Raw genomic sequence first — 20,544 nt, 5'->3', positions numbered from 1 at the left:
CGAGCGCGGACACTGGTAGAAATGAGACATGGCGGTGCGCACACCAGATCCGGATCCCGAGGGCTCCGATGACGATCTCTCTCAGTTCAGCGAGTTGCCTTCAGACGCGACTAATCCCGGATGGCTGAGCGAGGTCGAACTCGCCGAGGCGCGACGACATATACCCATGCTGTACGTCGAGGCGATTCCCGTGCGCACCGACGGGGCAGGCGTGGTTACCGAGATCGGCATCCTGTTGCGCTCCACGCCGATGGGCGAGATGACCCGCACGATCGTCTCTGGACGCGTGCGTTACGGCGAGCCGGTGCGCGATGCGCTCTTCCGGCACATCGAGAACGATCTGGGGCCGATGGCTTTCCCGCTGCTGCCGCCGCAGCCGCTGCCGTTCACCGTGGCCGAGTACTTCCCGATTCCTGGGGTCAGCGCCTACCACGACGACCGTCAGCATGCGGTGTCACTTGCGTTCGTCGTGCCGGTTACCGGCACCTGCGAGCCGCGTCAGGATGCGCTCGAGGTGACCTGGTTCTCTCCGGAGGCGGCGGCATCCGATGCAGTCTCTGCCGAGATGGAAGGAGGGCGCGGCACGCTCATCCGCCACGCCCTCGCGAGTCTCGGCTTGCTCCGCTGACTCGGCCGCCTCCAGCCCGCCCGCCGCGCTGCGGGCGCGCCGGAGTTGCGGGCGGGAACCTAGCCGGCGGTCACGCCACCATCGGCGACGAATTCCGCACCGGTGGCGAAGCTGGCGTCGTCACTGGCGACGAAAGCGATCATCGCCGCCATCTCCTCCGGCTTGCCCAGGCGTCCCATCGGCGTGCCAGCGATCAGCATGTCGCGGTCGGTGTCGCCGAGGATCGGGGTGTCAATGAATCCGGGGTGCACGGAGTTCACGCGCACACCCTCCTTGGCCCAGCCCAGAGCGGTGGTCTTGGTGAGCAGACGTACGGCACCCTTAGCTGCGTGGTAGGCCGGGCTCACGCCCGACCCGACAATTCCGTACATCGAGCTGATGTTTACGACCGAGCCGTTGCCGCTCTTCTTGAGTGCCTCGCCTGCGGCCTTCATGCCGAGGAACACGCTGGTCTGGGTGACGGCGACGACCTTGTCCCAGGTGGCGAGCGAGGTGACCTCGATCGGCTCGGTGTCGCCGATGCCGGCATTGTTCACGAGGACGTGCAGCCCGCCGAACGTGTCGACGGTCTTTGCCACGGCGTCGATCCAGCCGTCTTCGCTGGTGACGTCGAGATGGATGAAGAGGCCCTTGCCGCCGGACTTCTCGATCTCAGCGACGACCTGAGCGCCCAGGTCATCCTGCACGTCGGCGATCACGACCGTCCCGCCCTCGGATGCCAGGCGCAGCGCTGTCGCCTTACCGATTCCGCTGGCGCCACCGGTAACCAGTGCAACGCGGCCTTCGAAACGAGTCATGATCTCCTCTTTCCTCAGTGAACGACCGCCAGCAAGGTGCTGCGGCCATGTATTGAGTACAACGAAAAGACCCTAGTTTCTATTCCAATGAATGGATACTAGGACGTCGTGAGCCGGCCGATCTCGGCGATAAAAGCATCCACATCGCTCTCCTGTGTGTCGAAGCTGCACATCCAGCGCACCTCGTTCTTCGCGGCATCCCAGTCGTAGAAACGGAACGATTCGCGCAGCGTGTCGGCGACGCCCTCGGGCAGCGTCGCGAAGACGCCGTTCACTCGCGTCTCCTGGGTGAACTCGACACCCCGGATCGTTCCCCCGAGAAGCCCCGCTTCGATGCCGGCGCGCAGACGTGCGGCCATCGCGTTGGAGTGGCGCGCGTTGCGCAGCCACAGATCGCCCTCGAGCAGGGCGATCAGCTGTGCGGAGATGAAGCGCATCTTCGAGGACAACTGCATGTTGTACTTGCGCCCGTAGATCAGACCGGCGGATGCGTCGGGATCCAGCACGACGACCGCCTCGCCGAGCATGGCGCCGTTCTTCGTGCCGCCGAAGCTGAGCACATCAACGCCGGCATCGCGCGTGAAGGCGCGAAGCGGCAGGTCGAGGGCCGCCGCGGCGTTGGAGAGTCGGGCACCGTCCATGTGCAGGCGCATGCCGTGGCCGTGCGCGTGATCGGCCAGCGTGCGAATCTCCTCGGCCGTGTAGAGCGTGCCGAGCTCAGTGGACTGTGTGATCGAGACGACCAGCGGCTGCGCGCGGTGCTCATCGCCCCAGCCCCAGGCCTCGCGGTCGACGAGTTCAGGGGTGAGCTTGCCGTTCTCCGTCGGCACCGTGAGCAGCTTCATCCCGCCGATCCGCTCCGGGGCACCGCCCTCGTCGACGTTGATATGCGCGGTGGATGCCGTGATCACCGCACCCCAGCGAGGAAGCATCGACTGCAGGCCGACGACGTTCGCACCGGTGCCGTTGAACACCGGAAAGACCTGGATGCCGTCGCCGAGGTGGCCGCGGAAGACCTCCTGCAGGCGCTCGGTGTACTCGTCCTCGCCGTACGCGACCTGGTGTCCGTCGTTCGCCGCGGCGATCGCCGCGAGGACCTCGGGGTGGATGCCGGAGTAGTTGTCCGACGCGAATCCCCGGATCGCGGGGTCATGCAGTGTGCTCACCGAACCAGCCTATGTCGGATGCTCGAACGAGTGTCGAGAATGCTCTGTCGAAGTTGCTCTGTCGAATGTCCGCGGTGGTGATTATTCTCTCCCTATGGAGCCGAAGACGGCAGCAGCCGACCAAGCGAAGATGATCGCGCACCGCGCGTTCGTGAACGTCCTGGTCAACACGCTCATCGCCAATGTGACGACGAGCTTCCTGTGGTTCGCTCTGACGTTCTGGGTGTACATCGAGACGCAGTCAGTGCTCGCGACGGGCATCATCGGCGGCGCCTACATGCTGTTCGTGGCGTTCTTCGCGATGGTGTTCGGCACGATCGTTGACCGACATCGAAAACATGCGGTGATGGTGCTCTCGAGCGTGGTCTCGGCCGCGGCCTTCGCGGTGGCGGGCGTGCTCTACCTGTGGCGGCCGGAGTCTGATCTGCTGAACCTCGGCGGACCGTGGTTCTGGCTGTTCGCCGGCATCATCTTGTTCGGCGGTGTGATCGAGCAGTTGCGCAACATCGCGCTATCGACGACGGTCACGCTTCTCGTCGAGGAGGAGAAACGCGCGAACGCCAACGGTCTGGTCGGCACGGTGCAGGGCATCGCGTTCATGGTGACGAGCGTGTTCTCGGGGCTGTCGATCGGTCTGCTGGGCATGGGCTGGACGCTCGTGATCGCGATCGTCGCGATGGGTGTGACATTCGTGCACCTGTGGTTCATCCACATCCCCGAGAGCAAGCCGCATCCCGATCCGGATGCATCGAGCGCCTTGGACTTCCGCGGCAGCGTCACGGCGATCCGGCTCGCTCCTGGGCTCTTCGCGCTGATCATCTTCTCGACGTTCAACAACCTCATCGGTGGCGCGTACATGGCGCTCATGGACCCCTATGGGCTGACGCTGTTCTCTGTGGAAATGTGGGGGATCGTGCTGGGCGTGACCTCGACCGGTTTCCTGATCGGCGGGGCCATGGTGGCCAAATTCGGCCTCGGCAAGAAGCCGATGCGGACCATGCTCCTCGTGGTGATCGCGATGGGGCTGCTGGGCGCAGTCTTCATGATCCGCGAGTGGTGGCCGTTGTACGCGATCGGCATCTGGCTGTACATGGCGCTGGTGCCGCCGGTGGAAGCGGCAGAGCAGACCGTGATCCAGAAGGTCGTGCCGTTCGAGCGGCAGGGCAGGGTGTTCGGGGTCGCGGCGGCGATGGAAGCCGGTGCCGCGCCGATCACGGCGTTCATGATCGCGCCGATCGCGGAGTTCCTGATCATCCCGTATATGAAGACTCCGGCTGGTCAGCAGCGGTGGGGCTGGCTGCTGGGCGAGGGGGAGGCCCGCGGCATCGCACTGGTCTGCTTCTTCGCCGGAATGATCATGGTCGTCGTCGGCATCCTCGCCTTCTTCACGCGCTCGTACCGCAGGCTCACCGAGCTGTACGCACACGCGCCTGTTCAGCAGATGGGCGAGGCAGATGCAGGCTCGGACGGTGGGGGTACGGGTACGGGTACGGGGGCGGGTGCGGGTACCTCTGGTGCGGATGCGGGTGACCAGGTTGCACCTGATGTCGGGCCGCCGGTGCGCGGGTTCCCGCCGTCGATCCCCGAGCCGCGTCAGTGAGCGCGTCCGCGCGGCTCAGGCCAGGTCGATCACCCGGTCGTTGAGCTCGGCGGCATCCGCTGCCCAGAGACTCACGACGGCACGCGCGAGCGACTCCGGATCGAGCGCCTTTGCGCGGAAGATGACGGATGCTGCGCGCAGCGGCTCGCCCGCATCGCGCGCTTGCTTCGCGAACCCGTGCGCAACCGCGCGGGTCCAGGCTTCACTCGCAGCCTTCACCGCGGCGTAGTTCGCTCCTCCTGCGAGCGGCCGCGCGACGGCTACGGAGGACACGATCGCGAAGCGGCCTGACTCCGAGGCACACAGCGCCGAATCGAACGCACGACTCGTCGCCCGCACAGCCTGGAGTGCAGGGAGCAGTGCATCGAAGTCCTCATCGGACTGCCCGGCAAGACCTCCGCCTCCGCGCCAGCCGCCGACGAGCGAGATGACGCCGTCGATCGGGCCGAGCCGCGCGGCAAGCTCGGTCATTGAGGCAAGTGACGTGGCATCGGCCACCTCAACCTCCGCGCCAGCATCCCGAAGTGCGGCAAGCCGCTCCGCCGAACGCCCAGTCGCGACCACTCGGGCGCCCGCTGCGAGCAGAGCTTGTGCGACTGCGAGTCCCGCCGCACTTGTCGCGCCGGCGAGCAAGACTGTGCGCCCTGACGCACTCACCGCGCACCCCCGAGCGCGAACCTCGGAGATGTACGCATTCTTCGGACGAACTGATCCGAAACGTCCGAAGAAGCTGAACTTCTCCGAAGATGCCGCACGCCGCATTCAGCCATCAGAGCCACGAATCCCCGCCGTCGACTCGATCACCGGTCGCATCTTCTTCTCCAGCGCCTCGAAGAACATCGACAGCGGAAACTCATCGTCCAGCACTTCGTCGGTGTAGCCCTTCGGCATCCCGGCGAGTACGTCATCCGACAGCCCACGCGCCCAGACCGAGGCGGGATTCGGCGCCAGCACACCGCGAACTAGCTCGTACGCCGCGAGCCAGTGCGCCTTCTTCGGCCGATCGATCGAGTGCCAGTACAACTCGTCGATCGCATCGCCGAGCGCAATTACGGCATCCGGCACCTCGGGCCAGTCGAACGTGAGCTGCGTGTCGGTCCAGTGCAGCACTCCGCGCTGATGCAGCCATGCGAACAGCAGCTGCCCGCCGAGCCCGTCGTAGTTGCGCACGCGCGAGCCGGTGATCGCGAAGCGGAAGATCCGGTCGAAGATCACGGCGTACTGCACGAGGGAAGCATGCTCGAGCATCTGCTGCTCGATGGACGACAGGTCATCCCGCGCAGCAAGCCGCTTCTGAATCGCCACCGACTCCCGAAACGCGGTCAGGTCGCAGCGCAGCTCTTCCAACGAGTACAGGAAGTACGGCATCCGCTGCTTGATCATGAACGGGTCGAACGGCAGATCGCCGCGCATGTGCGTGCGGTCGTGAATGATGTCCCACATCACGAACGTCTTCTCCGTGAGGTCCTGGTCATCCAGCATCCGCGCCGCATCCGCAGGCAGATCGAGCTTGGTGATCTCGGATGCCGCGCGCACCACACGCCGGTAACGCGCAGCCTCGCGGTCCTGGAAGATCGCACCCCAGGTGAAGGTCGGTATCTCGCGCATCGCGACGGTCTCGGGGAACAGCACGGCCGAGTTCGTGTCGTAGCCGGGGGTGAAGTCGATCAGCCGCAGCGAGACGAACAGCTTGTTTCCGTAGTCTCCGGCCTCGAGTTCGGCAATGAACTCGGGCCAGATCGCCTCGACGATCAGCGCCTCGACCAGCCGGTCCGGCGAGCCGTTCTGCGTGTACATCGGAAAGATGACGAGATGGCGGATGCCGTCAACCCGGTGCTGCTGCGGCTGGAACGCGACGAGTGAGTCGAGGAAGTCCGGCACGCCGAATCCCCCCGCAGCCCACCGCTCGAAGTCTGTGATGGATGCCGCGAGGTACTCCGCATCGTGTGGGAAAGCAGGCGCCAGCGCCCGAATCGCAGTGGTGATCGCCGCGACGTGCGCGTGCGCGGTTTCGTGAGCGCCAGGGATCGACCCGTCCTTCACCTGCAGCTCGCGCAGCGCGATTGTGGCATCCTTCATCTGCAGCCACGCCGCAGAGGTTTCGGCAGCGCGGGCATCCTCGACGACCTCGGGTTCGCCGATGATGGCATTGAGCTGGGCGGGAGTTGTAGACATCGGGACCTCCGATCGCGAGTATGGCGGAATGTTTACGGTTGAATCGACGATTCACCGATATTCTTCCACTTATGGAAGATGCTGTCGACCGTCGGATCATCACCGAGATCTCGCATGATGCGCGGGCCACGCTGGCGCAGCTCTCGGAGGCCGTCGGGCTTTCGAGTTCCGCCGTGCAGTCACGGCTGCGCAGGCTCGAATCCCGTGGCGTCATCACCGGCTACCGGCCGATCCTCGACCCGGAGGCGCTGGGCAAACCGCTGGCGGCGTTCATCGAGATCACGCCTCTGGACCCCGCCCAGCCGGACAATGCGCCCGAACTGCTGGAGCCCATCGCCGAGATCGAGGCGTGCCATTCGATCGCGGGCAATGCGAGCTACATGCTGTTCGTCCGAGTGGCTTCGCCGCGGGCGCTGGAGCAGCTCGTGAGTGATGTGCGCCTCACAGCGAACGTCAGCACGCGGACCACAGTCGTGCTGCAGACGTACTACGAGCACCGGCCGATCGCCGTCGAGGAATGAAGGTCCGGTCCCCAGTACGATTCTCTTGTGTGCTCTCGCACGCGCTCTGAGGGGACCACGATCATCACCATCCGTCTGCGGCGGCTCGCTCTCGCTGCACTCTTCCTCGTTCCCGGTATCGGAATCGCTTCCTGGGTCACCCGCACCCCGGACATTCGCGACCTGCTCGGCGCATCGACGCTGGAGATGGGGCTCGTGCTGTTCGGGCTTTCGCTCGGCTCGATGCTGGGCATTCTCGTGTCGGGGCTGCTCGTCGCACGCTTCGGAGCGCGTCCCGTCATCGCGGCGGGCGCGAGCACGATCGTCATCAGCATGCCGACGATCGGCGTGGGTGCGGGGCTCGGCGAGCCGTTTCTTGTCGCAGCGGGGCTCTTCCTCTTCGGCGCGGGCATGGGCGGCGGAGAAGTCGCGCTCAATGTCGAGGGCGCCGACGTCGAACGGCTGACGGGTCGATCATTCCTGCCTCAGATGCACGGATTCTTCAGCCTTGGCACCGTCATCGGCGCGTTGATCGGAATGTTCGCCACTGCATCCGCCTTCCCTGTCCAACTGCACCTGATTCTGGTGGGCGTCGTCGCACTTCTCGCGGTGATCTTCTCGGTGCCGCGGATCCCCGCGGGAACGGGGCGCGTCGAGCGCACCGCATCCGGAGCCGTGCGCCGTTCGAACACACACCTGTGGCGTGATCCGACCCTGCTGCTGATCGGTGTCATCATCCTGGCGATGGCACTGGCGGAGGGTACGGCGAATGACTGGCTGCCGCTGGTGATGGTCGACGGGCACGGGTTCGATGCGGCATCTGGATCAGCGATCTACGCGGTGTTCGCAGCCGCGATGACGACCGGTCGGTTCATCGGAGCATGGTTCATCGACCGTTTCGGCCGGGCTGTGGTGCTCTGCGCCAGCGGAGTATTCGCGACGATCGGCCTGGCGATCATCATCTTCGTAGACGGTCAGGCGGCGGCAACGGCGGCTGTGATTCTCTGGGGGCTGGGGGCGTCCCTCGGATTCCCGGTGGCGATCTCAGCGGCGGGAGATTCCGAGGTCGATTCCGCTGCCCGGGTGTCGCTGGTTGCCACGCTGGGGTATGTTGCGTTCCTCGTCGGTCCGCCTGCGCTCGGCTTCGCCGGTGACGAGTTCGGACTGCGTGCGGCGCTGATCATTCCACTGGTGCTTGTTGCGCTAGCCGCGGTTGCTGCGGTCGCGTACGGGCGACGGATGCGCGGCGCGGTCGAGGTCGAGCGCGTGGCGTAGTCATAGACGGGCCCCGATCATCGCCTCGCCGAGCGGCGTGCGGGTGTGCAGCATCCGATTGCCGTCGCGTTCGCTGGCGATGAGCCCGCACTCGCGCAGCACCGTGAGGTGATGGGATGCCGTCGACATTGCGACACCGGTATCCACAGCGACCTGTGACGTGGTGCGTGCAGCGTGAGCGGCGAGCAGAATGTCGGCGCGGGCAGGGCCGATCAGCGCGCTGAGCGCTTCTGCTGTGGATGCCGGATCGCGCGCCCATTCGGCGGTGACACCGCGTGCGGGGTAGAAGAGTGTGGGCTGCGCCGGCGGCTCGGTCAGCACCATGCATCCCCATGACGACATCACCGATGGCACCAGTACGAGTCCGCTTCCGCGGCAGTCGACCTGCTCGCTGTGCACGCGCATCTCGACGCGCACCGCGCCGTCGCCCCAGCTCACCTTCGGATCCAGTCCCGCCGCCATCGAGGCAAGTCCATCAGTGGCGATCGTGCGGGAGCGGACCGCGATGTCTGCGCGCAGCATCCGCTCCAGCTGCGTCCATACTGGCTCGAGCGACGCTGCCCATACTTCTTCCCAAGCGTCCGCGATCTGCGCACGCGCACGCCGTGGGTCGGAGCGCATCGCACGCAAAAGCTGCTGCCGATCGCCAGACGAACGCAGGATCATCTTGTCGAGGTCGACGCGCATCGGGCCGAGGTCTGCCACGCGCAGGGCGGCCACCTCGTCTGTCGGAGTTAGGTCCCACCTCGGCGTCGTGGTGAGGAAATCCGGGAGATAGCCGTCGCTGCCGATCACCTGGCTGAGCAGGGCGAAGGCATCGCGGGGGAGTCGCCCACGCGCATCGCGTAGCCATCCCCACATCAGCGGATGCTGCGCTGGCCGCAGCAGGATACGCACCGCATGCGCAAGTTCGTGGCCGGGAGAGACGCCAAAGCGCACAGCCTGGATATCGCCGGGGCTGAGGTGGAAATCCACGAAGTTTCGACTCACATCGAAACTCTAGGAGACCCGGCAGGATCCGTCGAGAGTGGAGACATGAACAGCAACATTCAATCTCTGAAGGAGTAACCATGTCTTTCCAGGCATATCTCGACAACATCGAGACCAAGACCGGACTCACCCCTCGCCAATTCATCGCACTCGCCCGCGAGAAGGGTTTCGACGAAACCACCAAGGCGACGCCGATCATCGCCTGGCTTAAAGAGGACTACGCGCTCGGCCAGGGTCATGCGATGTCGCTTGTGCACGTGATCACCAAGGGGCCGCAGATCAGCGTCAAACATGTCGGGTCCGGTGGCACGCATGCGGATGCGACAGACACGTTGTGGCTGGACGGCAAGGACAGCAACCCGAACTGATCGGGTTCGGCAGCCATCGGCAGGCGGACTAAGATCCGTACCGTGGCAGCATCCTCGAAGCGCAAGACGTCGGCACCCAACCGGAAGCCGGTTCGCACCAGCGGCAACCCCGCCAGACGGCCCATCGTCGAGGCCCCGCCGATTACTGCGCGTGACTGGATCGGCGCTGCGCGCCTGCGCACGCTTCCCCTCGCGATCGCTCCGGTCATCATCGGCACCGGCGCTGCCCAGATCATCGATCACGAACTGCACTGGGTCATCGCGCTGGCCTGCCTCGCCGTTGCGGTGCTGCTGCAGATCGGCGTGAACTTCACGAATGACTACAGCGACGGCATCCGCGGCACCGATGCGCACCGCGTGGGGCCCGCCCGCCTGACCGCCTCCGGTCGCGTGAATCCGCGCTCCGTGCTCAAAATCGGTTTCGTTTTCTTCGCGCTCGCCGCGATCGTGGGGCTCACGATCGTGATTCGCACCGGTCAGTGGTGGATGCTGGCGGTCGGCGCCGCGTGCATCATCGCCGCGTGGTTCTACACCGGCGGCAAACGCCCATACGGATACTTCGGTCTCGGCGAGGTCTTCGTCTTCATCTTCTTCGGGCTCGTCGCCACACTCGGAACCACGTGGGTGCAGGCGTTCTACCTGCCACAAGAAGCGTGGATCGGTGCGATCGCCGTCGGGCTCTTCGCCTGCGGTGTACTGCTCGCCAACAACCTGCGCGACATCGACCAGGACCGTGCGGTCGGAAAGCGCACGCTGACGGTGCTGATCGGCCGCCGGGCGACGCAGGTCGTCTACACCGTGTTCATGGTGGTGCCGTTCCTGCTGTCGAGCTTCATCGCGCTGCTGTACCCGATCGCGTGGCTCGCACTGATGGCTCTGCTGGCCGGCATCCCGGCGATCATCATCGTGTGGTCGTACCGCCAGGCGCGCGAACTGGTCGTCGCGCTCGGCCTCACATCGCTCACCGCGCTGGTCTACGCCGGCGCGCTGTACTGGGCCTTCGTCGGCTGAGCCCGGACCCTAGTTCGAGTTCGGCGTCTGATTCTGGGGCGGTGCGGTGTCCCCGGCGTTGTCGATCACCGCATCCTCAGCGTCAGCATCCCGCGCAGCCGCGTTGCGCTTGCCAGCCGCATCGCGCGCCTCGCTGCGCTCGTGCATCTTCGAGGATGCACCGGAAAGTGGCGTGCGCAGGAACAGGATCGAGATGCTCATGCCGATCAGTGCGGCAAAGATGGCCGTCAGCCACCAGAGCTCGCGCATGATCGGGAAGAAGAACCACATGATCGCCAGCGGCACGAGGAACGCGAGCAGTCGCAGCACGGAGTACACGAGAATGGGCGGCAACTTCATGCTTCCAGTCTAAGTCGCCCTGAAACAAGTAGTCATCGGGTGACACATAGGTAAATCTCAGAGGTCGGCCCTGGCCAGAAGTGGTCGCCGCCGGGTAACGTCGATGTCATCGCGACGATCCGGGTGGTCCCGGGCTCCAGTTCATACCTGAGGGCGCTGCGGGTTCGACTCCCGCCGTCGCGTCTAAACAAGAAGCCCCGCTAGCCCTTGAAATATCAGGGCTAGCGGGGCTTTCTGTCGGTGTGAGATGCGCCCAGTGGTAGCCGGTATCACCACGGACGATGTGTGCAAAAACTCAACGCAGGGTCTGCGCAGACTCGTGAGGATCTCGCGATGGTGTCGCGAAGGCTCAGACGACTGCGCTGGCTATAACAGCTCTAGGCCATCAAGCTCGCTAATAACAGCATCGGCGAGTTCGCGCGTTTCTTCGACCGTCACACCGATCAAGCCTGTGCCGTAGCGAACCTCAACGCTCTTGGCATGTAGGAGTTCGTACTTCGCCGCGATCGCCGGGTAGAGATAACGCACTACGTCATTCACTCCAGGGCCACGGTTCGGGTGTCCGTTGTGGAAGGCGACGTGCCTAGAACTCGCCGAGAGTTTCGAATCCACGGTGCGAGCCGCCGCATCGGAGTTGAGTCGTGCGTCGTTGTTGAATGCACATCGAACGGCCCTGTATGCGGCGTAGAAGAAGCAGACGGACGCCCACTCGTTACCACTCCGAGCCAGAAGGGCTGCCGTCGCATAAGCCTTCAGCTGCTCCGACTTGTGCTGCGCGGCGACGGTAGTGCTCACAGTGGTTAGCGGGTGAGTTCCGCAGCCTTCGACGTCGCGCGATCAGATGCCGCCTCGGTGGGCTCGCCGAAGCGAAGCTCTACCTCAAGCTCGTCTGAGTAGCACTCGCGAACCTCTGCGAAGGCGGCAACAGCGTTGAGCTGCGCATCGAGTGATGTATCCCGGAGGTTCGCCCACACGACCGCTCGCTGCTCGGCCGGGTACACGACCACGTTGAGTGAGCGAAGCGTCTCTGCGCCTCCAAGGTAACCTGCGGAGGTAACTCCAACAGATTCGGCCATCACAGAACCATCAATGATTTCGGCCATGACTCAACCTTAGAGGCAGACGTTGTGAGATTCCTAACAGCCGTGATCCTTTCGTAATGCGCGGACACGCCGAACCAGGCAGGTCCTGTTGCGGTGGCGAAGACGCCGTTGATGGCGCTCAATTCGGGAACCGCGTCCTAGAGAACAGGAAGAGGGGATGTCCGCAAGAGACGCCCCTCCGGTTCCAGTACATAGAAATGTACTCCGCACGTCCATTTCTATGTAATGCGAATGCGTCGCGCGACCCAGGCATCCGCCGTCAGGAGAATCTCGCGAAGGCGAGTGAGATCGCGGCCAGCGCGACGGCGATCAGGGCCATGGTCGAGTAGGAGCCTGTCGCGGCGGCCAGGATTGGACCGAGGGCAGGGCCAAAAGCGCCGATGAGAGTGATCGGGGCTGCGAAAACGCCGTTGATGGCGCCGTAGTTTCGGGTGCCCCAACGGTCTGCAACAGCGGAGCCTTGCACGAGCGTTTGTGCGCCTCGCACGGCTCCTGCGGCGATGCCGATGGTGATGAGTAGCCAAGGAGGACCGGGGACGAGTGCGAGCAGGGCGAGAGATGCGACGCTCAGTGCGGCGGTGGCGGCCAACGGTATCCAGGGTGCCGCGGTGTGCGGGATCGCGACGTAGAGCAATCGCCCGATGACCTGTCCGGCACCGAGCAGCCCGAGCGCCCAGGCGGCGAGCTCGTAGGTCATGCCCTTCTCCGTGAACAGCGGGATGAGTGCCAGCGTGACGCTGAAGAGGGCTGCCGCCAGCGTGAACATCGACAGTTCCAGCATCCAGAACTGCCGGGTGCGGATGACGGTGCTCACCGTGTGTGGTTGTGCAGCATCGTCGTCATGCGGAACCGACACCCAGGTACGCTCGAGGCTGAACCAGTGCAGGGGTGCGGTGGTGACGAGCAGGAATCCGGCGAGGATCAGGAACATGGAGCGCCAGTCCGTGATGCTCAGCAGGCCGGCGACAACGGGCGCGAACACGGTGGACGCGAGTCCGCCGGCCAAAGTCAGGATCGTCATGGCTCCCCGTCGGCGCGCACGGTATCGACGGGCGATCACCGTGAACGCGGCCTGATAGAGCACCGCCGCCTGGGCTGCGCCGGCGATCAGCCACCCCACTGTGAAGATGAGCAGGTTCGGGGCGAGCGCGACGACGACGAGGCCCGCCGGGCCGATGATGCTTCCGATAGTCATGATGAGGCGTGGGCCCCGCTCATCGAGCCATCGTCCGACGAACACCCCGGCAACGGCAGAGACGATGAGGCCTGCCGAGAACGACAGGGTGACGAAGATGATCGACCAGCCGGTGTCGTCTGCGATCGCGGGGGAGGCGACAATAAGCGCGTAGAACAGGATGCCCCAGCTGATGACCTGTCCCACGGAGAGCGCGGCCAATCGTCCACCCTGACGGGGTGGGGCGTCGATCACGGTCATACCGAGCGAAGTGCGTCGGCGGCCGCGTCGAGCGCGCCGTCGTTGAGTGCGAAGTACGCCCACTTGCCCCGTTGCTCCCGCGTGACCAGCCCGGCCTCGGTGAGCAGCTTCATGTGATGCGAGACGGTGCCCTGCGAAAGGCCGACCGGCTCGGTGAGGTCGCAGATGCACGCCTCGCCGCCAGTGCCAGCGGCAATGAGCGACAGCAGCCTGACGCGAGTGGGATCGCCGAGCGCCTTGAACACCCGCGCGATACGTTCCGCTTCCTCGGCAGTGAGCGAGGATGTGATGGGCGGCACGCAGCAGGAGGTCGCGTCGATCGTCGTTGGCAGGCTCACGGGAACATCCTGGCACGTATTGACAATCTTCGATAGATGATTGACGCTATTCGTATTGAAGTTTTTCAATTCGAGGAGAAATGATGTCCGAACTTCCTGTTGTCGTCATCGGTGCGGGCCCGCAGGGTCTTGCCGCAGCAGCGCACCTTGCCGAGCGAGGCATCGAGGTGGTCGTCGTTGAACGCGGAAGTGGGCCGGGGTCTGCGGTATCGGAGTGGGGCCACGTGCGCCTCTTCTCGGCATGGCCGGAGCTCACAGACGCGGCCGCGCGTCGCCTTCTCGAAACGACAGGCTGGAACGCTCCGACCTCGGGCTACCCGACCGGGGCGGAATGGGTGAGCGACTACCTCGCACCTCTAGCCGACGCGCTCGGTAAGCGAGTGGCGTACGCAACAACCGTGACCGGGGTTTCTCGTCAGGGCCGCGACAAAGTTGTCGATGGCGGGCGGAAGGATCAGCCCTTCGTCGTGCACACGGTGGATGAGGGTGGCAACGAATCCCGCATCATCGCACGGGCGGTTATCGATGCCAGCGGAACTTGGGGTTTGCCGAACCCGGCGGGCGCTGACGGCCTTCCTGCGATCGGCGAGGCTGAGGCTGCGGCTGTCATTTCCTACCGCATCCCTGACGACGTGTCTGAGTTCGCCGGTTCGCACGTCGCTGTCGTGGGCGCCGGTCACTCCGCCATCCATGCCGTGCTGCGGCTGAGCGAACTGGCGCGCCGTGCGCCCGGCACCCGCGTCACGTGGATGCTGCGCCGAGGGACAGCCGCGAACGTCTTCGGAGGGGGAATCGGGGATGAGCTCCCCGAACGCGCAGCTCTCGGATCGCGTGCGCGCAAGGTGATCGACGCGGGCCTCGTGGAGCTCGTGACCGGGTTCCGAGTGGCCGAACTTCAGCGAGATGGCGCGACGGTCACGGTCCTCTCCGAGGATGGGCGCGAGGTCGCCGGTGTCGCTCACGTCTTCGCTCTGACCGGGTTCCGGCCCGATGCGGAGATGCTGCGGGAGTTGCGCACCGATCTCGATCCTGTTCTGGATGCCGTCGCCGGTATCGCTGCGGAGATCGACCCGAACATCCATTCCTGCGGTTCCGTCTCGGCAACGGGCGCCAGACAGCTCGCTCAGCCGGAGCGCGGGCTGTTCATCGTCGGAGTGAAGTCCTACGGCCGCGCGCCGACCTTCCTCGCGTTGACGGGTTACGAGCAGGTGCGCAGCGTCACGGCCCACCTCGCCGGCGATCACGAAGCCGCCGCACGCAATGATCTCGTCCTCCCTGACACGGGAGTGTGCGGTGGTTCAGGTGACTTCGATGACAACGCCGGCAGTTGCTGCGCCGCACCATCAGTGCTGCAGATCGGTGCCCGTCCGGTCGCCGTCGGCCTGACCCTGCTCGCAGGGAGCTAGAAGCGTTCGAGCGACCCTATCCGCGGGTCCCTGAGGGACGATGCGTCGCGCGCTGTCCGGGCGCTTCGAGGTTCAGGTCGGGAAGCTCGCGCAGGAGGGCGCGAACCCGCCATTCATCGAGGAACAAGACCAGATGGTCGTCGTGGCGGGCGACCACCTCGCAGTCCCGGCGATCTTGCAACAGAGCAGCGGTCGCAGAGTCGGTGGGGCAGGCGACTGTATAAGGGAGGTCGGAAACCCGGATCTCGACGCCGAAGTCGCTGAGCATCCTTGAGGCGAGAACTTCGAACTGCATCTGCCCAACGGCACCGACCATCGGCGTCTGCGGTCCGCGTCGTTCAGATACAAGGAGCTGAACCACCCCTTCCTCTACCAGTTGCGTCAGCCCCTTGCGGAACTTCTTGACCGCGCTGGTGTCGGCGGGCGAAACGAGAGCAAACAGCTCAGGGGTGAATGTGGACATCCCGACGTACTCCACACGGTCGGTCGCGTAGAGAGTGTCACCGGGGTGAAGCATGGTGGCGTTGACGAGTCCGACGATGTCGCCCGGCCAAGCGGTGTCGACCGTTTCGCGCTCGCGGCCGAACATCTGCTGGGCGTACTTGGTGGCAAAGGTGCGACCGCTCTGCGCGTGAGAGGTGACCATCCCGCGCGTGAATTGTCCCGAGCAGATCCGCACGAACGCGACGCGGTCGCGGTGCGCGCGGTCCATGCTGGCCTGCACCTTGAAAACCTGGGCCGAGAAGCCACCATCGACCGGGTGAAGGTGACCTTCTGTGGACGTCCGTGGCGTTGCCGATGGCGCATGGTCATGGATGAACTGGAGAAGCTCGCCGACCCCGATGTGTCGCACTGCGGCACCGAAGAAGACTGGCATCCCTGAAAGCTCGAGAAAGCTCTGTCGGTCGTACTCGCCACCATCGAGGGCCACGAGGTCGGCCTCTTCGACCGCGGCATGCCATGCATCTCCGACATTGGCGGCATCGGCGGCGTCGTGTTCGGGGACACGGTGAACGAGGGGCACATGCGCGCCGCTGCCATCGCTGTCGAACACAAGAAGATCCCTCGAGGCGACATCCAGAAGTCCTCGGAAATAGCCGGCGTCGCCGACCGGCCAGTTCACCGGCATCGGCTGACGGCCGGTGAGTCTGGTGATCTCGTCGAGCAGTTCAAGCACGGCGCGGCCGGGGCGATCCCACTTGTTGATCATGACGATGACCGGTAGGTCACGCTGAGCGCAGACCTCGAAGAGGCGAATGGTCTGCGCTTCCATTCCCTTTGAGGCATCGATGAGCATGATGGCCGCATCGACGGCCGCAAGCACGCGATAGGTGTCCTCTGAGAAGTCCGCGTGGCCGGGTGTGTCCACCAGATTGAACACGACGTCATCGACGGTGAACTGGACTGCCGCGGATGAGATCGAGATCCCGCGGTCCTTCTCGATCTCCATCCAATCGGAGACGGTGGAGGTTCGGGTTGACTTTCCGTGGACGGCACCTGCTTGGGTGACGGCACTGGCATGGAGTAGGAGCGACTCGGTCAGCGTTGACTTACCGGCGTCTGGGTGGGAGATCACGGCAATCGTTCGCCGTCTCCCCGCTTCCCTCTTAATTTGTGAACTCACGAAACCTCTAACTTGACCGTTATGAGAGATTCTACTCTGCGGTTCCCGCTCCCTCTGGGGCGCCCATGGCCGATGCCATCCCCCGTGGAAACTGCAGTGGGCTTTCTGGAAACTGCAGCGGGATCGCTGCATCGGAATGATCTACTCGGAAGGTGACGAGCAGGTGAACTCTCCTCAGCATGTTTGCACTCGGTATCGATGGGTGTCAATATAGACACATGTCGATTCAAGAGGTTGAGCTGGTCATCATCGGTTCCGGTCCTGCCGGGTACACCGCTGCGGTCTACGCTGCACGCGCGGGGCTTACGCCCATTGTCCTCGCCGGTTCTGTCACCGCGGGTGGCGCGTTGATGACGACAACCGAGGTGGAGAACTTCCCCGGGTTCGTGGACGGTGTCCAGGGCCCCGAGCTAATGGAGTCGATGCGCGCGCAGGCCGAGCGCTTCGGCGCTCGCATTCAGCTCGACGACGCGGTTCGCGTCGATCTCGATGGCCCGGTCAAGGTCATCGAAACTGGAGCGGGGGAGACATTCCACGCGCGTGCGGTCATCCTCACCATGGGTTCCGCCTACCGAAAGCTCGGCATCCCGGATGAGGAACGCCTGACCGGGCACGGGGTGTCATGGTGCGCGACGTGCGACGGGTTCTTCTTCCGTGAGCAGGAGATCGTTGTCGTCGGTGGCGGAGACTCCGCAATGGAGGAGGCGCTGTTCCTCACCCGCTTCGCGTCGAAGGTGACCATCGTGCACCGGCGTGAGGAGTTCCGGGCCTCGAAGATCATGGCCCAGCGCGTGCTTGACCACCCCAAGATCGAGGTCGCCTGGAACAGTGAGGTCGCCGGCCTCATTGGCGCCGAGAAGGTCGAAGCGATCACCCTCCGCGACACCGTCACCGGGACGGAACGCGAGTTGTCCACGACAGGCGTGTTCATCGCCGTCGGCCACGACCCGCGCTCCGAGCTTGTCACCGGTGTCGTCGATACGGATGCCGAGGGGTATGTCCTGGTCGAGCATCCCTCCACGCGTACAAATCTCGCGGGTGTCTTCGCCGCTGGCGACCTGGTCGACCACACCTACCGGCAGGCGATCACCGCAGCCGGCACCGGATGCGCGGCGGCACAGGATGCTCAGCACTACCTGTCCGCTCTCGAAGAGAGCATCACCACCATTGAACTCGAAACCGAGGAAGTGTTCGCATGAGCGCCGTGACTGCTCCCGCACCGGCCCCGATGTCGCGACGCCTATCGACCTTGGATCGCTGGCTGCCACTGTGGATCGGCCTCGCCATGGTCGTCGGCATCCTGCTCGGCCGATTCATCCCCGGCGTCTCTCCGCTGCTCGCGAGCCTCGAGGTCGGCGGCATCTCCGTTCCGATCGCGCTCGGCCTTTTGGTGATGATGTACCCGGTACTCGCGAAGGTCCGCTACGACAAGGTCGCTGCCGTCACCGGCGACAAGAAGTTGCTCGTGTCGTCGCTGGTGCTGAACTGGCTGATCGGCCCCGCGCTCATGTTCGCGCTGGCATGGATGTTCCTTCCCGACCTGCCCGAGTACCGCACCGGACTCATCATCGTGGGACTTGCCCGCTGCATCGCGATGGTCATCATCTGGAACGACCTCGCCTGCGGCGACCGAGAGGCTGCCGCTGTGCTCGTGGCGGTCAACTCTGTCTTCCAGGTCGTGGCGTTCTCGCTGCTGGGCTGGTTCTACCTCACCGTGCTCCCCGGATGGCTCGGCCTAGACACTCAGGGGCTGGACTTCTCCGTCGGGGCGATCGCCCTGAACGTGCTGATCTTCCTCGGCATCCCGCTGCTCGCTGGCTTCGCCTCTCGTTTCATCGGCGAACGCCGCAAGGGGCGCGAATGGTACGAGGAGAAGTTCCTGCCCAAGATCGGACCGTGGGCGCTCTACGGCCTGCTGTTCACTATCGTTCTTCTGTTCGCTCTGCAGGGTGAGCAGGTCACCTCCCGCCCTCTCGACGTGGCCAGGATCGCACTGCCGCTGCTCGTGTACTTCGCGGTGATGTGGTTCGTCGGACTCTTCGCCGGCAAAGCGCTCGGTCTCGGTTACGCGCGCTCATCGACGCTGGCCTTCACCGCGGCTGGCAACAACTTCGAGCTGGCCATCGCGGTCGCGATCGGCACGTTCGGGGCAGCATCAGGGCAGGCCCTCGCCGGAGTTGTCGGCCCGCTCATCGAGGTACCGGTGCTCGTCGGGCTCGTCTACGTCTCGCTCTGGGCAGCGCGCAAATGGTTCCACACTGACCCGTATGCCGGCGAAAGGTTGTCATCATGAACGTCACGCTGACCGACGACTCGTGTGCACCTGCTGCGACACATACTGTGGCCTCACACGCCATCGGGCAGGATGCCGCGGCATCCGTCGCTTCGACTTTGAAGGCACTCTCGGACCCACTGCGTCTCCGGATGCTGTCGGCCATCGCCTCCGACCCGCGCGGGGAGTCGTGCGTGTGCGATCTTGCCGAGCTGGCGGACGTATCGCAGCCGACCGTCTCCCACCACCTGAAGGTTCTCAAGGACGTAGCGGTGCTGACATCCGAGCGCCGTGGCACGTGGGTCTGGTACCGCATCAATCCAGAGCTGCGGCCGGCAGTCACAGCTCTCCTCGACTCGTTCGCCCCCGCGGCCGTCGGCCCCACGCACCGCATGGAGTACGGCGGACTCGAAGACGTCGATGACGCCCTCACTCACCTCGCCGCGTCACTCAGCGACGTCTACCCAGCGCTGAGCCGCGACCTCGTGAAGGCGGTGGTTCGCGAGTCCTATACGTCCCTCGCCAAGGCTGCGCGCATGAAGACGCATCTGCTTTCGCTCACCGAGCATTTCGCTCGTCAGCGGCTGACAGACATCAGCCGCGATCGTGACACCGGGCTCCCGCAGGTTCTCTTCGTCTGCGTGGCAAACGCTGGTCGCTCCCAACTTGCCGCAGCGCTCGTCAACCAGCGCTCCGGAGGGCGCGTCATCGCCCGCTCAGCGGGCTCGACGCCGGCCACCGAGATTCACCCGAACGTGCAGCCCCTCCTCGCGGAGATCACCGGCCCGGACGATGAGCAGCAGCGATTCCCGAAGCCGCTCACCGACGACGCCGTCCGCGCGGCAGACGTCGTCATCACCATGGGATGCGGCGACGTCTGCCCAATCATCCCCGGCGTCCACTATGAGGACTGGGCCGTTGGTGACCCCGCGCTCGCCTCACTCGATGGCGTCGCTGCCATCCGTGACGACATCGCGCACCGCGTAGACGCTCTCCTCGCCTCTCTCACCAACCGCTGAACCTCTCTCACCAACCGCTGAATTGGAGCCACTATGACTGACACCACCACCAAGCCCTCCGTCCTCTTCGTGTGCGTCCACAACGCCGGCCGCTCCCAGATGGCCGCCGGATTTCTCCGCGACATCGCCGGAGACCGCATCGAAGTCCGCTCCGCCGGATCGATGCCTGCCGACCAGATCAACCCCATCGCGGTGGACGCGATGGCAGAGCTCGGCATCGACATCACCAGCGAGCAGCCCAAGATTCTGACGACCGAGGCTGTCCAGGCATCCGATGTCGTGATCACGATGGGCTGCGGCGACGCCTGCCCGTTCTTCCCCGGCAAGCGCTACGAGGACTGGAAGCTCGATGACCCGGCCGGTCAGGGCATTGATTCGGTGCGTCCGATCCGCGACGACATCCGCGCGCGCATCGCACAGTTGGTGTCCGAACTCGTCTAACGGTTCGGGCCTCCTCAGCGCGCGAAAACCGCGCGCTGAGGAGTAGTGTGCTTCTTC

Annotated in this window: 22 protein-coding genes and 1 tRNA gene; 12 read left to right on the top strand and 11 right to left on the bottom strand. The window is 64.8% G+C overall.

The genetic code is table 11. From position 1 onward, the window contains the following. Positions 1–28 precede the first annotated feature (28 nt). Positions 29–628, top strand: coding sequence for a DUF4916 domain-containing protein (locus tag ACSU04_RS11275; RefSeq protein WP_439284891.1), 600 nt, complete (start codon positions 29–31; stop codon positions 626–628). A gap of 59 nt (positions 629–687) precedes the next feature. On the opposite strand, the gene ACSU04_RS11270 is transcribed toward ACSU04_RS11275, so the two are convergent. Both ACSU04_RS11270 and ACSU04_RS11265 read right to left on the bottom strand, forming a co-directional pair. Next, positions 688–1,425: an SDR family NAD(P)-dependent oxidoreductase gene (locus tag ACSU04_RS11270; protein ID WP_439289563.1), complete on the bottom strand. Its 738-nt coding sequence runs from the start codon at positions 1,423–1,425 to the stop codon at positions 688–690. Between the two features lie 98 nt (positions 1,426–1,523). Beyond that, positions 1,524–2,591 (bottom strand): threonine aldolase family protein, encoded by a 1,068-nt coding sequence (locus tag ACSU04_RS11265; RefSeq protein WP_439289562.1) that lies wholly within the window; start codon positions 2,589–2,591, stop codon positions 1,524–1,526. Positions 2,592–2,685: 94 nt separating this feature from the next. Between ACSU04_RS11265 and ACSU04_RS11260 the strand changes: the two genes are divergently transcribed. Then, a complete protein-coding gene (locus ACSU04_RS11260; protein ID WP_439289561.1) occupies positions 2,686–4,191 on the top strand; it encodes an MFS transporter in 1,506 nt (501 codons plus the stop codon). A 15-nt stretch (positions 4,192–4,206) separates the two neighbouring features. Here the strand turns inward: ACSU04_RS11260 and ACSU04_RS11255 are convergent, their stop codons facing one another. Further along, entirely contained in the window at positions 4,207–4,953 is a 747-nt protein-coding gene (locus tag ACSU04_RS11255) for an SDR family NAD(P)-dependent oxidoreductase (protein WP_439289560.1), read from the bottom strand. Further along, positions 4,954–6,366, bottom strand: coding sequence for a DUF6421 family protein (locus tag ACSU04_RS11250; RefSeq protein ID WP_439289559.1), 1,413 nt, complete (start codon positions 6,364–6,366; stop codon positions 4,954–4,956). A 71-nt stretch (positions 6,367–6,437) separates the two neighbouring features. Here ACSU04_RS11250 and ACSU04_RS11245 point away from each other — a divergent pair, with 71 nt between their 5' ends. Beyond that, a complete protein-coding gene (locus ACSU04_RS11245) occupies positions 6,438–6,887 on the top strand; it encodes an Lrp/AsnC family transcriptional regulator (RefSeq protein ID WP_439284880.1) in 450 nt (149 codons plus the stop codon). Positions 6,888–6,914: 27 nt separating this feature from the next. Further along, on the top strand, positions 6,915–8,141 hold the full coding sequence (locus ACSU04_RS11240; protein WP_439289558.1) for an MFS transporter: 1,227 nt from the start codon (positions 6,915–6,917) through the stop codon (positions 8,139–8,141). Here ACSU04_RS11240 and ACSU04_RS11235 read toward each other — a convergent pair whose 3' ends face one another. Further along, positions 8,142–9,131 (bottom strand): DUF5937 family protein, encoded by a 990-nt coding sequence (locus ACSU04_RS11235; RefSeq protein ID WP_439289557.1) that lies wholly within the window; start codon positions 9,129–9,131, stop codon positions 8,142–8,144. It abuts the gene before it with no gap. Positions 9,132–9,211: 80 nt separating this feature from the next. On the opposite strand from ACSU04_RS11235, the gene ACSU04_RS11230 reads away from it, so the two are divergent. Together ACSU04_RS11230 and ACSU04_RS11225 are read left to right on the top strand one after the other, a co-directional pair. Next, positions 9,212–9,499: a DUF4287 domain-containing protein gene (locus tag ACSU04_RS11230; RefSeq protein WP_439284874.1), complete on the top strand. Its 288-nt coding sequence runs from the start codon at positions 9,212–9,214 to the stop codon at positions 9,497–9,499. Between the two features lie 42 nt (positions 9,500–9,541). Beyond that, positions 9,542–10,510: a 1,4-dihydroxy-2-naphthoate polyprenyltransferase gene (locus ACSU04_RS11225; RefSeq protein WP_439289555.1), complete on the top strand. Its 969-nt coding sequence runs from the start codon at positions 9,542–9,544 to the stop codon at positions 10,508–10,510. 9 nt (positions 10,511–10,519) lie between these two features. Here the strand turns inward: ACSU04_RS11225 and ACSU04_RS11220 are convergent, their stop codons facing one another. Next, positions 10,520–10,849 (bottom strand): DUF4229 domain-containing protein, encoded by a 330-nt coding sequence (locus ACSU04_RS11220; protein ID WP_439289554.1) that lies wholly within the window; start codon positions 10,847–10,849, stop codon positions 10,520–10,522. Between the two features lie 110 nt (positions 10,850–10,959). Between ACSU04_RS11220 and ACSU04_RS11215 the strand changes: the two genes are divergently transcribed. After that, positions 10,960–11,032, top strand: a tRNA-Met gene (locus tag ACSU04_RS11215). A 183-nt stretch (positions 11,033–11,215) separates the two neighbouring features. Here the strand turns inward: ACSU04_RS11215 and ACSU04_RS11210 are convergent. From ACSU04_RS11210 to ACSU04_RS11195, 4 genes are all read right to left on the bottom strand, one after another. After that, positions 11,216–11,644 carry a hypothetical protein gene (locus ACSU04_RS11210; protein WP_439289553.1) on the bottom strand — a complete coding sequence of 143 codons (429 nt, stop codon included), beginning with the start codon at positions 11,642–11,644 and terminating at the stop codon, positions 11,216–11,218. A 5-nt stretch (positions 11,645–11,649) separates the two neighbouring features. Continuing rightward, positions 11,650–11,952, bottom strand: coding sequence for a hypothetical protein (locus tag ACSU04_RS11205; RefSeq protein ID WP_439289552.1), 303 nt, complete (start codon positions 11,950–11,952; stop codon positions 11,650–11,652). A gap of 259 nt (positions 11,953–12,211) precedes the next feature. Next, a complete protein-coding gene (locus ACSU04_RS11200) occupies positions 12,212–13,387 on the bottom strand; it encodes an MFS transporter (protein ID WP_439289551.1) in 1,176 nt (391 codons plus the stop codon). Beyond that, complete coding sequence (locus tag ACSU04_RS11195; protein ID WP_439289550.1) at positions 13,384–13,725, bottom strand: ArsR/SmtB family transcription factor; 342 nt, start codon at positions 13,723–13,725, stop codon at positions 13,384–13,386. The genes ACSU04_RS11200 and ACSU04_RS11195 overlap by 4 nt, the downstream gene beginning before the upstream one ends. Before the next feature lie 80 nt (positions 13,726–13,805). Here ACSU04_RS11195 and ACSU04_RS11190 point away from each other — a divergent pair, with 80 nt between their 5' ends. Further along, a complete protein-coding gene (locus ACSU04_RS11190) occupies positions 13,806–15,131 on the top strand; it encodes an FAD-dependent oxidoreductase (RefSeq protein WP_439289549.1) in 1,326 nt (441 codons plus the stop codon). A gap of 16 nt (positions 15,132–15,147) precedes the next feature. On the opposite strand, the gene ACSU04_RS11185 is transcribed toward ACSU04_RS11190, so the two are convergent. Then, positions 15,148–16,755 (bottom strand): peptide chain release factor 3, encoded by a 1,608-nt coding sequence (locus ACSU04_RS11185; RefSeq protein ID WP_439289548.1) that lies wholly within the window; start codon positions 16,753–16,755, stop codon positions 15,148–15,150. Between the two features lie 218 nt (positions 16,756–16,973). Here ACSU04_RS11185 and trxB point away from each other — a divergent pair, with 218 nt between their 5' ends. From trxB to ACSU04_RS11165, 4 genes are read left to right on the top strand one after another with little or no spacing between them, the layout of a single operon-like run. Further along, entirely contained in the window at positions 16,974–17,954 is a 981-nt protein-coding gene (gene trxB, locus ACSU04_RS11180) for a thioredoxin-disulfide reductase (RefSeq protein ID WP_439289547.1), read from the top strand. Then, positions 17,951–19,048 (top strand): ACR3 family arsenite efflux transporter, encoded by a 1,098-nt coding sequence (gene arsB, locus ACSU04_RS11175; RefSeq protein WP_439289546.1) that lies wholly within the window; start codon positions 17,951–17,953, stop codon positions 19,046–19,048. Before trxB ends, arsB begins: the two co-directional genes overlap by 4 nt. Continuing rightward, positions 19,045–20,046 (top strand): metalloregulator ArsR/SmtB family transcription factor, encoded by a 1,002-nt coding sequence (locus tag ACSU04_RS11170; RefSeq protein WP_439289545.1) that lies wholly within the window; start codon positions 19,045–19,047, stop codon positions 20,044–20,046. The genes arsB and ACSU04_RS11170 overlap by 4 nt, the downstream gene beginning before the upstream one ends. A gap of 33 nt (positions 20,047–20,079) precedes the next feature. Beyond that, positions 20,080–20,487, top strand: coding sequence for an arsenate reductase ArsC (locus ACSU04_RS11165; protein WP_439284850.1), 408 nt, complete (start codon positions 20,080–20,082; stop codon positions 20,485–20,487). The last annotated feature ends 57 nt before the right edge of the window (positions 20,488–20,544 follow it).

This window comes from Microbacterium sp. A84 (assembly GCF_051842815.1).
Classification (GTDB): domain Bacteria; phylum Actinomycetota; class Actinomycetes; order Actinomycetales; family Microbacteriaceae; genus Microbacterium.
This window is presented reverse-complemented; position numbering and strand designations above follow the sequence as displayed.